Source organism: Streptomyces fagopyri (assembly GCF_009498275.1).
Classification (GTDB): domain Bacteria; phylum Actinomycetota; class Actinomycetes; order Streptomycetales; family Streptomycetaceae; genus Streptomyces; species Streptomyces fagopyri.
The window spans coordinates 5,995,765-6,008,801 of record NZ_CP045643.1; the positions used below are offsets into that span (position 1 = coordinate 5,995,765).

The 13,037-nt window shown below is 71.5% G+C and carries 10 protein-coding genes; 4 read left to right on the forward strand and 6 right to left on the reverse strand.

Going from position 1 to position 13,037, the window contains the following annotated elements; all coding sequences use genetic code 11:
- Nucleotides 1-709: 709 nt before the first annotated feature.
- The gene (locus GFH48_RS25855; protein WP_153290536.1) at nucleotides 710-1,039 is read right to left on the reverse strand and encodes a hypothetical protein; all 330 of its coding nucleotides are present in this window, start codon (nucleotides 1,037-1,039) and stop codon (nucleotides 710-712) included.
- 263 nt (nucleotides 1,040-1,302) lie between these two features.
- Here GFH48_RS25855 and ettA point away from each other — a divergent pair, with 263 nt between their 5' ends.
- From ettA to GFH48_RS25870, 3 genes are read left to right on the forward strand one after another with little or no spacing between them, the layout of a single operon-like run.
- A complete protein-coding gene (gene ettA, locus GFH48_RS25860) occupies nucleotides 1,303-2,967 on the forward strand; it encodes an energy-dependent translational throttle protein EttA (RefSeq protein ID WP_153290537.1) in 1,665 nt (554 codons plus the stop codon).
- Between the two features lie 2 nt (nucleotides 2,968-2,969).
- Nucleotides 2,970-3,380: an acyl-CoA thioesterase gene (locus GFH48_RS25865; RefSeq protein WP_153290538.1), complete on the forward strand. Its 411-nt coding sequence runs from the start codon at nucleotides 2,970-2,972 to the stop codon at nucleotides 3,378-3,380.
- On the forward strand, nucleotides 3,377-4,066 hold the full coding sequence (locus GFH48_RS25870; protein ID WP_153290539.1) for a hypothetical protein: 690 nt from the start codon (nucleotides 3,377-3,379) through the stop codon (nucleotides 4,064-4,066). Before GFH48_RS25865 ends, GFH48_RS25870 begins: the two co-directional genes overlap by 4 nt.
- Before the next feature lie 306 nt (nucleotides 4,067-4,372).
- Here the strand turns inward: GFH48_RS25870 and GFH48_RS25875 are convergent, their stop codons facing one another.
- Nucleotides 4,373-4,786, reverse strand: coding sequence for a globin (locus tag GFH48_RS25875; RefSeq protein ID WP_194280669.1), 414 nt, complete (start codon nucleotides 4,784-4,786; stop codon nucleotides 4,373-4,375).
- Nucleotides 4,787-4,956: 170 nt separating this feature from the next.
- Here GFH48_RS25875 and GFH48_RS25880 point away from each other — a divergent pair, with 170 nt between their 5' ends.
- Nucleotides 4,957-5,940, forward strand: a complete 984-nt coding sequence (locus GFH48_RS25880; protein WP_153290541.1) for a methyltransferase domain-containing protein — start codon at nucleotides 4,957-4,959, stop codon at nucleotides 5,938-5,940.
- Between the two features lie 75 nt (nucleotides 5,941-6,015).
- Here the strand turns inward: GFH48_RS25880 and GFH48_RS25885 are convergent, their stop codons facing one another.
- The 4 genes from GFH48_RS25885 to GFH48_RS25900 form a co-directional block, all read right to left on the reverse strand.
- Nucleotides 6,016-7,302 carry an FHA domain-containing protein gene (locus tag GFH48_RS25885; RefSeq protein ID WP_153290542.1) on the reverse strand — a complete coding sequence of 429 codons (1,287 nt, stop codon included), beginning with the start codon at nucleotides 7,300-7,302 and terminating at the stop codon, nucleotides 6,016-6,018.
- Nucleotides 7,303-7,375: 73 nt separating this feature from the next.
- Nucleotides 7,376-8,722, reverse strand: coding sequence for a vWA domain-containing protein (locus GFH48_RS25890; RefSeq protein WP_153290543.1), 1,347 nt, complete (start codon nucleotides 8,720-8,722; stop codon nucleotides 7,376-7,378).
- Between the two features lie 162 nt (nucleotides 8,723-8,884).
- Nucleotides 8,885-10,438: a PP2C family serine/threonine-protein phosphatase gene (locus GFH48_RS25895; RefSeq protein WP_153290544.1), complete on the reverse strand. Its 1,554-nt coding sequence runs from the start codon at nucleotides 10,436-10,438 to the stop codon at nucleotides 8,885-8,887.
- Between the two features lie 3 nt (nucleotides 10,439-10,441).
- Complete coding sequence (locus tag GFH48_RS25900; protein ID WP_153290545.1) at nucleotides 10,442-13,033, reverse strand: serine/threonine-protein kinase; 2,592 nt, start codon at nucleotides 13,031-13,033, stop codon at nucleotides 10,442-10,444.
- Nucleotides 13,034-13,037 lie beyond the last annotated feature (4 nt).

Here is a 13,037-nt window from a genome sequence, read left to right on the forward strand (position 1 = left end):
ACGACACGATCACACGCTGCCTCCTGGCCTCCGGCCTCGTATTGGTGGGTGTCAATTATGGGAAAGCGCTGGCAGCGTGGTCCCGTGCCAAGACCGACTCGACCCTGACGCCAGCGGATGACACCAACAGTCGCGGACGACGGCGGTCGAGCCTGGACCTCAGCGACTGATCAGCGACGGCATGACACAACCGTGCCAGAACGAGCGGGGAACCACGGGGAACCGCAGACGTCGGTGGTGCATGCACCCCAAGTCCGTCGGACTGGCTCCTGCCGCAGGTCAGAGGCCGGATCCCCAACCTCGCTCCTAAAGTGGTGCTCATCTCACCGCCGGAACGAGGGCGTGAGGGGGTCGCGCGGCCGGCGCTGGCAGGTCACCTCGTGGCCATCGACGAAGCCCGGCCGTCGGTTAGGTCCCGGACGAGTCTCCGAGCCGCCCCCAGACAGGCCGGGGATGAAGCCATTCTTTCAGAGCTGGAACCCCCGGAAGCCGACCGCGCGCTTGAGACCCTAGGCGCAAGCACTGACAACGCGCCTGTCGGCGATGGACGGTTGGGCGGGTGAGTGTCTCACTGCGTGACAACGCAGACACGCAACGGCGGACGCCCGCGAACGTCTGCGGACCACCGGAGCGGGTCCAAGGCCCACCGGCTCAGGCCCAGCTCCCACCCAAGTCGCTTCGGGGCGAAGCGGTCGCAGGGAAAGCGGTGTCAGGGCCGGAAGCGGACGAATCCGTCGGACTGGTCCAGGCGGACCGGCGAGCCTGGACGCGTCGGGTGCCAGCCGCGGGCGAGGGCCGCTGTGATGGCGGTGCTGACATCGCTGGGAAGCACCGCAGTGCTCGGCGCCCCGAACCAGTTGCCGGCATGCGGCTGATTCGTGGTGACGACGAGGGTCGTTCCGGGGGTGTCCCGTTGCACCGCATAGGTACACGGCTTGTCGCAGAGGGCCTGGTCGTAAGTCGGCCGGCGGCGCAGGCGCCAGCGGTAAGTCACGCCGTCGACAACGATGCGTCGTGAACCCTTGCGGCCGAGTGCCATGACGTACCCCAATCCGCGTCTCTGGCGGCGATGCTAGCTGGTGAGGGCGCAGGGGAGCCGGAAGTTTCGGGCCGTCTCCGGGCCGTCCGAGGCCGCTCCACAGTGACGAACGGCGACCGCCAGTGACAGATCAGCTACTGGGGCGGTCTGTGAACGGCCAGGTCACGGGCCCCGGACCGAACGGGTTTCCCCGGAGGGGTGGCCGTCAGGCAAGATGGGGTGTATCTGCCCACTGCCGATTTCAAGCGTCCGGACGGTTTCTCTTGGCTGAGTTCATTTACACCATGCGCAAGACGCGCAAGGCGCACGGCGACAAGGTGATCCTCGACGACGTCACCTTGAGCTTCCTGCCTGGCGCCAAGATCGGTGTGGTCGGTCCCAACGGTGCCGGTAAGTCCACCGTTCTCAAAATCATGGCGGGCCTCGAGCAGCCCTCCAACGGCGACGCGTTCCTGTCGCCCGGCTTCAGCGTCGGCATCCTCATGCAGGAGCCGCAGCTGGACGAGTCCAAGACGGTGCTGGAGAACGTCCAGGACGGCGCCGCCGAGCAGATGGGCAAGCTCAACCGCTTCAACGAGGTCGCCGAGCTGATGGCGACCGACTACTCGGACGCGCTCATGGAGGAGATGGGCAAGCTCCAGGACGACCTGGACCACTCCAACGCCTGGGACCTCGACGCGCAGCTCGAGCAGGCCATGGACGCGCTGGGCTGCCCGCCCGGCGACTGGCCGGTCACCAACCTCTCCGGTGGCGAGAAGCGCCGCGTGGCGCTGTGCAAGCTGCTGATCGAGGCTCCGGACCTGCTCCTCCTCGACGAGCCCACCAACCACCTCGACGCCGAGTCGGTGAACTGGCTGGAGCAGCACCTCCAGAAGTACGCGGGCGCCGTCGTCGCCGTCACTCACGACCGGTACTTCCTGAACAACGTCGCCGAGTGGATCCTCGAACTGGACCGCGGCCGCGCGATTCCCTACGAGGGCAACTACTCCACGTACCTCGACAAGAAGGCCTCCCGCCTCAAGGTCGAGGGCCGCAAGGACGAGAAGCGCGCGAAGCGGCTCAAGGAAGAGCTGGAGTGGGTCCGGTCCAACGCCAAGGGCCGTCAGACCAAGTCCAAGGCCCGCCTCGCCCGTTACGAGGAGATGGCGGCCGAGGCCGACAAGATGCGGAAGCTGGACTTCGAGGAGATCCAGATCCCGCCGGGCCCGCGCCTCGGCTCCATCGTCGTCGAGGTCCAGAACCTCTCCAAGGCGTTCGGCGACAAGGTCCTCATCGACGACCTCAGTTTCACGCTGCCGCGCAACGGCATCGTCGGCGTCATCGGCCCGAACGGCGCCGGCAAGACCACGCTGTTCAAGATGATCCAGGGCCTGGAGACGCCGGACTCCGGCGCGATCAAGGTCGGCGAGACGGTCAAGATCAGTTACGTCGACCAGAGCCGCGCCAACATCGACCCCAAGAAGACGTTGTGGGCCGTCGTCTCCGACGAGCTCGACTACATCAACGTCGGTCAGGTCGAGATGCCGTCGCGGGCCTACGTGTCCGCCTTCGGCTTCAAGGGCCCGGACCAGCAGAAGCCCGCGGGTGTCCTCTCCGGCGGTGAGCGCAACCGGCTCAACCTGGCGCTGACCCTCAAGGAGGGCGGCAACCTGCTGCTCCTCGACGAGCCCACCAACGACCTCGACGTGGAGACCCTGTCCTCGCTCGAGAACGCGCTGCTGGAGTTCCCCGGCGCGGCCGTGGTCATCTCCCACGACCGCTGGTTCCTGGACCGGGTCGCGACGCACATCCTCGCGTACGAGGGCGAGTCGCGGTGGTACTGGTTCGAGGGCAACTTCGAGTCGTACGAGAAGAACAAGGTCGAGCGGCTCGGCGCCGACGCGGCCCGCCCGCACCGCGCCACCTACAAGAAGCTGACCCGGGGCTGATCTTGCGGCACATCTACCGCTGCCCGCTGCGCTGGGCGGACATGGACGCGTACGGCCACGTGAACAACGTGGTCTTCCTCCGTTACCTGGAGGAAGCCCGTATCGACTTCCTGTTCCGCCCGGAGAAGGACTTCCAGCAGGGATCCGTGGTGGCGCGCCATGAGATCGACTACAAGCGGCAGCTGGTCCACCGGCACACGCCGGTGGACATCGAGCTGTGGGTGACGCAGATACGAGCGGCGTCGTTCACGATCGCCTACGAGGTCAAGGACCCGGGCCAGATCTACGTCACGGCCTCGACGGTGATCGTGCCGTTCGACTTCGCGCAGCAGCGTCCGCGCCGGATCACGGCGCAGGAACGCGAGTTCCTGGAGGAGTACCGGGACGACGTGGACGAGGCCGTCGCTGCATGACCGCCCTGTACCTCGCCGACGAGGGGGAGGCGGCGGATCTCGCCGCCTTCCTCTCCCGGCTGATCCACTACGACCGCGCGGCCGCCGTGCGCCTCCAGGTGTCCGGCACCGCGTTCGCGGTCTTCGGGCGCCCTCCGGCGTTCGAGGTCCTCGCGATCCGTACGGTACGGCTCGCGAAGCCGTACGAGAGCGGGCTCGACGTCACGCTCGACGTGACCGTCTCAGCCGGTGAACTCCTCGAGTCCGTCGAGGAGTCGGCGGCCACGGTCACCGTTCCCCCGGCCGTCACCGGACCGCCGTGGGCGGGCGTGCTGCCGCCCCGCGGCGGCTGGCGGGAGGAGCCGGGGCTGCCCGCGCCCGACGCCGTGCGAGCGTCGGTGGGCGCCGCGGTCGCCGAATTCCGGTCCCGTACCGAGGGGTTGGCGCCCGAGCGGCGTACCCGCGCCGAACTGGACGGTATCGGGCGGGAGATCTGGTCGCGTCCGATCGGTGACAGCGGCCTTCCGGTACGGGCCGCGCACGCGGCGCAGTCGCTGGGGTTCCTCCGCGCGGCCGGCCGGTCCGTCCTCGGGGAGAGCCCGTTGGTCCTGTACTCGTCGGGAGCGTGGCTCCGGCTCCGCACGCCCTACGGGTCGATCGCCGTACGCGGGGCGGGACTCGGGGCGCTGGACGTCAGCGTCCGCTGAGCCGGCTGTCGACCGCCTCCGCCTCCGCCCGCACGATCGGACCTTCCGGCGGCTCCCGGCGTCGCGCGATCACCGTCGCGCGACGCGACACCATCGTGCGACCGACGCCGCGTGGCCACTCTCGTGCGACCGGCGCCGCGTGACCGACATCATGCGACCAGCAACGTTCGACCAGCAACGTTCGACCAGCAACGTTCGACCAGCAACGCTCGGCAAGCACCGTACGGCCGGTACCGCGCGATCGGCGCCTCACTGCCGGCGCCTCACTGCCGGCGGCTCACGGCCGGGCCGGCGCCGCCCGGCCCGTCAACCCGCCGTGTTCACCATCGAAGCCGCCGCGTACGTCAGGTAGTTCCACAGCGTGTGCTCGTGCTCGTCGGAGAGGCCGAGCTCGTCGACGGCGACGCGCATGTGCTTGAGCCAGGCGTCGTGCGCCGCCTGGTCGACGGCGAACGGGGCGTGCCGCATTCGCAGCCGGGGGTGGCCGCGGTTCTCGCCATAGGTCGTCGGGCCGCCCCAGTACTGGATCAGGAACAGCCTGAGGCGTTCCTCGGCCGGCCCGAGGTCCTCCTCGGGGTACATGGGCTTCAGCAGCGGGTCCTCGGCGACTCCCTCGTAGAAACGGTGGACGAGGCGCCGGAAGGTCTCCTCGCCGCCGACCTGCTCGTAGAAGGTCTGCTCCTGAAGCGTGCCGCGCCGAATCTCATTCACGTCTCCCATGGTCTCAGACCCGGTGACCGAGGACTCCAGGCTTAGGACCACACCTGGGGCCCGCGGATCAGGCCGGTCCGGTCCTCCGCGCCGGGCCAGGTCCGCGCCCCCGGCCGTCCGGCACCCGATCGGCCCGGCCGGCGCTCGCCTCCCGGCCCTCGCGGCAGCACAGTGGAGGTATGGGCGCGCACACAGTCGACAAGGATCTGGACGACCTCGCCACCTCGGCGCGGGCCGCGCTGGTGCGCGTGATCGAGGCCAGCGGGGCCTGGGACGCCGACCCGGTCTGGCGGGAGGCGTTCCAGCAGGTCCCGCGCCACCTCTTCGTGCCCTACTACTACGTCGGCACCTCGGACGGCTTCGAGCGGGTGTGGTGCGAGGACCCCGACCCCGGGCAGCGGGAGCGCTGGCTGCGCGGCGCCTACGCGGACACCGCGCTGGCCACCCGGGTCCGCGACGCCGAACTGGTCTCCTCCAGCAGCCAGCCGTCGCTGATGGCGCTGATGCTGACCGCGCTGGAGATACGGGACGGGGACGCCGTACTGGAGATCGGCGCCGGGACCGGCTACAACGCGGCGCTGCTCGCCCACCGCCTCGGTGACGGGCTGGTGACCACGGTCGACCTCGACCCGGAGATCACCGAGTCCGCACGACAGCACCTGGACGCCGTCGGCAGGCATCCCGCCGTCGTCACCGGCGACGGCACCCGAGGGGTCCCCGAACGGGCCCCGTTCGACCGGATCATCGCCACCTGCACGCTGACCTCGATCCCGCGCCCGTGGCTGGCCCAGTGCCGCCCGGGTGCGCTCATTCTCACACCGCTGGCCACCGGCCTGATCGCGCTGCGGGTCCGGGACGCCGGGCACGCCGAGGGGCGCTTCCTGCACACGCCCGCCTATTTCGTCCCGCTGCGCGGCGACACCCGGCCCGACGACCCGCAGCCGCAGCACCTCGGCGGGCTGCCGCGCCGGGCCCGCGGCGACGAACTGTTCCGGTTCCTGCTGACGCTCACGGCGGGCAGCCTCGATCCCTACGAGGCGTTCACGCTGTGGGAACGCGAGCGGCGACCGGTGCGCGAGCGGTACGGGATCACGGTCAGCGGCGCGGACGCGTGGGCGTGGCTGGACGACCCCGGGGGGCCGCACGTCTGGCCGCTGCCGTAGGGCCGCGTGAACCGGCGCACACGCGCGGCACAGGCCGCCGTACGCGCCGGTACGCGCCGCTCAGGGCCCAGCGCCTCAGCCGAGCCTGATGGTGATCGTCGTCCAGGCGCCGACGTGCACCCGGTCCCCGTCCTGGAGCGGAACCGGGACGAAGGGCTGGATGGGCTCCTCGCCGCCGTTGACCGTGGTGCCGTTCGTCGAGTTCTGGTCGACGACCGCCCAGCTGCCGTCCGGCTGCTGGACCAGGACCGCGTGCTGGTGCGAGACCCCCGGGTCCTCCGGGGGCACCGAGAGATCGATGTCCGGGGACTCGCCGGTGGAGTGCCTGCGGCGGCCGATCGTCAGCTGGTTGCCGGTGAGCGGGCGCTGCTGCTCCGGGGAGTACGCGGGCAGGTTCAGGCCCGCGGCCTCGGGGCCGGAGCGCTGCATCATCGCCATGAAGTAGTCGCGGTCGGGACCGATCGTCACGGTCCAGGACAGCGGCTGGCGCTGCTGCTGGTAGCCGACACCGGGCGGGGCCTGGGTCGCGCCCGGCTGCGGGTAGCCGTAGCCGCCGCCCTGACCGGGGCCGGGACCGCCGGGGCGGCCGCCGGGACCGCCCTGGCCACCGGCCGGCGGGGAGATCACCCAGTCGTCCTCACCGCCGCCGAAGGACGGGCCCCCGGTCCCCGGGCCGCCGGGGCCCTGCTGCCCCTGCTGCGGGAACGCGGGTGCGGAGGGCTGCTGCGTGAAGGCCTGCGGGGCACCGGGACCGCCCTGGCCGCCGCCCGCTGGGCCCGGCCGCGAGGGGTCGCCACCGAAGCCGCCGTGAGCACCGGGTCCGCCGGGAGGGCCGCCCTGGCGTGACGGATCACCGCGGAAACCGGAGGGGTCACCCCCGTATGGCGGAATCGGTTCCGCGGGACGGTTCATCTGCGAGGGCCGCGAGCTCTGGTAGTCGAACGGGTCGTGAGCGGGGCCACCGCCGGGACCGCCGGGCTGGCCCGGACCGCCCGGTTGTCCGGGACCGGACTGCTGGAAGCGCAGCGCGGGATTGGGCAGGCCGGGCGCGGGCGCCTGCGGACGCGGCGCCGCCGGGGTGTAGGAGGTCGCCGTGTTGGTCAGGAAGTTCCACCGGCACTCCTCGCAGAACGGCGCGCCGCCCTCGCGGGGCGTACGGCACTGCGGGCAGAGTTCCGGCTCGGAGCCGGGCATGCCGGAGAGGTGCGGCCGTCCACCGGGACCGGGCGGTGAGCCCGGCGCCGGATAGCCGTATCCGGCCGGCGGCGGTGGGGGCGGAGGCACGGCACCGGCCATGCGGTGACCACAGACCTCGCACCAGTCGTCGGAACCCGACTGGTGTCCGTTCGGGCAGGTCGGCATGTCGGCGCTTCCCCCTCTCCTCTTCCGGTCGTTCTGACCGGGTTTCTCCGGCCCCCCACGGGAGCCGGGCTCGCTACCTCTTTACACGAACAGTCTTTGTGGACCGTGTCTCGAGCGTCATTTCGTCGGCCTCTTCGACCTTTGCCTTCAATCGCACAGTACCTGCCGCGGCGTCGACCACGTCCACCACCTTCGCAAGCAGTTTCGCAGTATCGGCGTTGCCGGACACGTTCGCGAGCTGAACGGCACGGCCCAGCTTGGCCGTTGCGCCGTCCACATCTCCCGATTTGCGAAGATCGAGACCTTGTTGGATGACTTGTGCCAGTTCCGCCTGACCTGTGTAGTGCGCGACCTGTGAGTTGATCCTCGTCGAGGCCACCATGTCGTCGGTCCACACCGCCCGTACGAGACCCTGCGCGCCGAGGTTCTGCACGCTCCCGTCACCCTGCGGGATCACCAGCGAGACCCGGGCGGCCAGCATCTCCTGGCCGACCCCGGCCAGGGGGACCTCGACGCACACGTGGTAGTCGCGGGACTCGTCGCCCCAGGAACCCGTGGGGTAGTCGCCGGCGCGCGGGCCCGCCTCGGTGCGACGGCCGGTCAGTTCCGCGACGGTGGGGGCGACTTGCTTGACGAACTTGACCGCCGTACCGACGGGGGTCCACAGCCGCAGGGAGACGTCCGCGACCTCCTTGCCCATCGCCGTCTCCATCATCTGTGTGAAGTCGGCGGACAGGGCGGCGGGGTCGGCGACGATGTCGGCGGTGCCGAGCAGCGCCGAGGCGATCCCGGTGACCTCCTTGACCTCCCAGTCGGTTCCCACTCCACGCGCGTCACAGGTGAACCGTCCGGCGCAGGAGTCCAGCGCGGCCTTCAGGTCCTCGGGCGCCTCGTGTTCGTTGCGGCCGTCGGTGAGCAGGATCCCGTGCCGGATCGACACCTCCGCCGAGGACAACAGCCGGTCGGCGAGGCGCAGCCAGGTGCCGATCGCCGTACCGCCGCCCGCGCTCAGCCTGCGCAGCGACTGCTTGGCCTGCTCCCGGGTGGCCGCGTCGGCCACCGCGAGCCGTCCGGAGCCCGGGTAGACCTCCTTGGCGACGTGGGTGCCACCGATGACCGCGAAGTGCACACCGTCGCGCAGGGTGTCGATCGCGGCGGCCGTCGCGTCCCGCGCGTTGCGCATCTTGGTCGGCGGATAGTCCATCGAGCCCGAGCAGTCGACCATGATCGCCACGGCCGCGTCCGGGCTCTGCCCCGCCGTGTAGAGATGGGGCGCGCCGACCGCGCTCCCGACGGTGCCGCCGCCGGTGGCGCTCACCGTGACGATCGCGTTGACCTCACGGCCGTTCTCGGGCAGGTACTCGTTCTGGTACACGTCGACCGAGAACTGCGGCACGTTCGACTTCGAGAAATTGGCCATGCCTTCTTCGTCCCCCTCAAGGCCTCCGGTGGTTGACGGAGGTGATGACTGTCCGCGAACCGGTCCCCTCCGGTCCGAGGCCGACCCCGTTGTCGCCGTTGTCGCCATGGTCGCCGTTGTCGTCGGTGTCGGCGGTGTCGGCGGTTGTGTGTTTTTGCGGCCTCAGGCCGATCCTGCCCCCTGCGACGGCGCGGGGAACGGTACGACGGCCACTGTTACGTTGTCGTGGCCCCCGCCGTCCAGGGCGTGGCCGACCATCACCTGGGCGCTGTGCAGCGGCCGTTCGGCGGCGTCGGGCGGGACGACCTCGGCCATCTCCTCCGCCGCCTCGGCGTAGTTCCACAGTCCGTCGGTGCACACCACCACCACACCCGGCCGGTCCGGCTTGAAGGAAGCGGTGTGCGGCTCCAGTTCGTACGCGTCCGCGCCGAGCCAGCCCGTGATGGCGTGGGCGCGCTCGTCGGCGTACGCCTGCGCCTCGCTCATCAGGCCGGCGGCGACCATCTGCGCGGCCCAGGAGTCGTCCTCGGTGAGTCGGGCGGGGGGCGAACTCCGGTCGACGGGGACCCAGTAGGCGCGACTGTCACCGACCCAGCCGACGATCAGCAGCGTGGGGGTGACGACGGCGCCGACCAGGGTACAGGCGGGCGCGTTCTGGTGCGGGGCGTGTTCGTCGTGGACGGGGGGCGCCTCGGCCAGGGAGTTGACGGCCTCCGCGGCGGCGACGATCGCCTCGTGCATGGCCTGCTGCGGGTGGGTGCCCACCGGCAGGGCCGCGAGGAGTGCCTCGGCGGCGGCTCGGGACGCGGCGAGCGAGGCCTCGTCGGGGCGGGTCGCCGAGGAGACGCCGTCACAGACGATCGCGACGACGGCGGGCGAGCCGTCGGGCAGCGCCGTCGAGGAGATCGCGAAGGCGTCCTCGTTGCGGTGGTGACGCAGGCCCCGGTCGCTGACCGCGGCCACCGCCGTCAACTCCTGCTCCATGTGGTCGCGTTCGCGCGGTTGGGCGTGACCGCAGTTCTCGCAGTAGCCGTCGCTGTCGACGTGACCCGAGCGGCAGGCGACGCACAGTTTGGTGCCCGCGGGGGGCGTCCCGAGATCGGCGGTCCGCGGATCGGCCGGATGCCCGGCGGGCGCCTCCGCGGGCGCTCCGGCCGGGGGAGCGAGCGGGTACTCGTCGGGCTCCGGGGGCCGGTCGAAACGCACACCGGCGGGCTGCGCGCCGGAGGGCTGCGCGCCGGCGGGCTGGACGGCGGACGGCTGGACGGCCGAGGGCTGCGTACCGGCCGGGTGCCCGGCGGAGGGACGCTCACCCGAGGGCTGAGTGCCGAAGGACTGCGCGCCGGAGGGCTGGACGTCCGGGGGCCGCGGGTCCGCGGACTCCGGACGCCCGTGTCCGTGCCGGTGTTCGTCTCCGTGCTCGTGCCCGTGCGGAAGCTCCGAGCCGCCCGAGTCCGTCCCCTGGATGTCGGTGGCCCGGTGCACGGGTGTGCCGGAACTCGTCGGCTCGGGCGCGACGGGCCAGTCCACCGGGGCGCCGGGCGGAGGCGGAAGCGCCGCCGCGCCGTTCATGGTGATCGTGGGGTGGTCCTCGGGCGGTGCGGGCACCGCGGACAGGTCGAACCCGCACGCACCGCAGAAGCGGTCACCCGCCTCCAGCGGCTCCTCGCAACTGGGGCACCGCGAAAGAGCCGTCGGCTGGGGCATCTGGGACATCAATCACACCCACGTCCGGGGGCGGTAACGGTTGGCACGTTCCACCAGGTCGATCCTCTCCTCGCCGCCCCGCGCGAGCCGGGCCAGCGTGCGGTACGAGCGCTCCAGACCGAAGCGGAGACCGCGCTCGTCCAGTTCACTGCCGAGCAGCACCCGTCCGCCGCCGGAGTGCGGGGCGGAACCCTGGCTACCGGAGAGTACCCAGTCCAGGGCACAGCCGAGGACTTCCGTCGACAACTGCTCACGTCGCACGGCGTCCAGACCGTATCCGTCCAGCGCCTCGACCTGGCCCGCGGCGGCGGTCAGATCATCGAGGAACGGTGCTGCCGCGGCCTCCTCGGCCAGCCGCTCCCGCAGCCGCGCCCGCACGGCCGCGACCCGCGCCGCCGTGTAATGGATCGACGACTCCGGTACGGACTCCAGCGTGCGTACGGAACCACGGCGGTCGCCCGCCGCGAGCTGGACGCGGGCCAGGCCGAACGCCGAGCTGACATGACTGGGGTCGGTCGTCCACACCAGGCGGTAGTACTCGGCGGCGTTGTCCAGCTGCCCCAGCACCTCCGCGCACAGGCCGAGGGCCAGCTTCGGCGCGGGCTCGCCGGGGAAGGCGTCGTAGATCGCGTCGAAGGACAGCGCCGCGATCTCGTACTCCCCGCTCGCCAGCGCCGCGACGCCCCGGTACCAGACCACCCGCCAGTCGTCCGGATGGTCCGCCTCCAGGGCTTCCAGCGTGCCGGCCGCGCCGGTCGGCTCGCCCATCTCCAGGCGGGCCCGCAGCTCCCGCAGACGCAGCTCCAGGGAACCGGCGGGCGCCGACCGCAGCGCGGTGATCAGCTCGGCGGGCACGGACGCCATCAGGCCCGCGAGGAAGCCCGCGTTGGGATCGCCCGGGTCGACGAGCGGGACCGGCAGCGCGAGGGCCGTGGCGGCGGCGTTCAGCGGCTTGACCAGAGTCGCCGGAGCCGGAGCCGGAGCCGGGGCGGGAGACGTCGGGAGCGCGGGGACGCCGTCGGCGCCCGGTGTGCCCCGGACGTCGGCCCGCCGCGCCGGCGTGCCCTTTCTTCGTCTCACCGGCACCACCCGCGCGCCCAGCCGCGACACGTCCCCGTCCAGCTTCCCGAACAACTCCGTGTCCGTGAGCTTCAGTTCGGGCCCGAACAGCGTGGACAGCGCCGGACGGGCACGCCCCGTCTGAAGGGACACGACCTCCCGGAGCACTCCCGTCAGCTGCTCCGCCATCTCCTGCGCCGAGGCGAACCGGCGGGCCGGGTCGGGATCGGTGGCGCGGACCAGCAGCCGGTAGAACGACTCGTACTGACGGAAGACCTCGATGGTGTCCGGGTCCGGCAGGGAGTCCACGAACACGTTCGTGTAGCCCTGGAAGTCGAAGGTGAGGACGGCGAGCGTGCGCGCGACGGTGTACAGGTCGGAGGCGACCGACGGGCCGACGTCCGCCACCTCCGGCGCCTGGTAGCCCACCGTGCCGTAGATGGCCGACTCCTCGTCGTCCATCCTGCGCACCGCACCCATGTCGATCAGCTTGAGCTGGTCCTCGGTCTGGATCGCGTTGTCGACCTTGAAGTCGCAGTACAGCAGGTTGCGGCTGTGCAGGTGGCCGAGCGCCTCCAGGGCCTCGATCCCGTACGCGCAGGCCTGCTCCACCGGCAGCGGATCACGTTTCCCGTCCGCCGTCCGGCGGCCGTTGGCGATCTCCTTGAGGGACTTGCCGCCGACGTACTCCATCACGATGTACCCGTCCAGCGACCCGGTCCGCTGGTCCAGGTGCTCGACGAAGTTGTAGATCCGCACGATGTTGGCGTGCTCGATCTCCGCGAGGAAGCGCCGCTCGGAGATCGCGGCCTCCATCGCGTCCTGGTCGCCCGTGTCCAGCAGGCCCTTGAGGACCACCCAGCGGTCGGAGACGGCCCGGTCGACGGCGAGGTAGACCCAGCCGAGGCCACCGTGCGCGAGGCAGCCCACCACCTCGTACTGGCCGTGCACGATGTCGGCCGCCTGGAGCTTCGGCACGAACGAGTACGGGTGACCGCACTTCGTGCAGAACCCCTCGGTGCGGCCGGTCCGCTCACCCCGCGAACGCCCCACCGGCGCACCGCAGTCGGAGCGCGAACAGAACCGCTTGCGCTCCGGCACCTCCGGGTTCTCCAGGACCATCGCGCGCGGGTCCGGCCGCGGCACGTCCGGGACCTGAACCAGACCGGCGCCGAGCCGCCCGCGCCCACTGGAACCGGTCGACGAGCCGGAACTGCGCACCGACACCGAGCGGCCGGTCGACGTGCCCGACACCGAGCGCGAGAGCCGGCCGGAGACCGAGCGCCGGGACTGCGAGGAGCGCGACGACGTACGGGAGCTGGCGGGCGAACCGGAGCGGGCACTGCGGCTGCCGGACCCGCGCGAACCCCGCCCGCCGGCCGTGATCCCGGTCGGGGGCGAGCCCACCGAGCCGGTCGCCGAGACGACCGGCGCCAGGCCGCACGTGTCGCAGTACAGCTCGCCGTCGCCCATGTCCTCGTACGACCCCGGGCAACCGGGCCGCTGGCACGCGCGCCGCTCCTCGCCCACAGGCTGTTCACTCATGCCG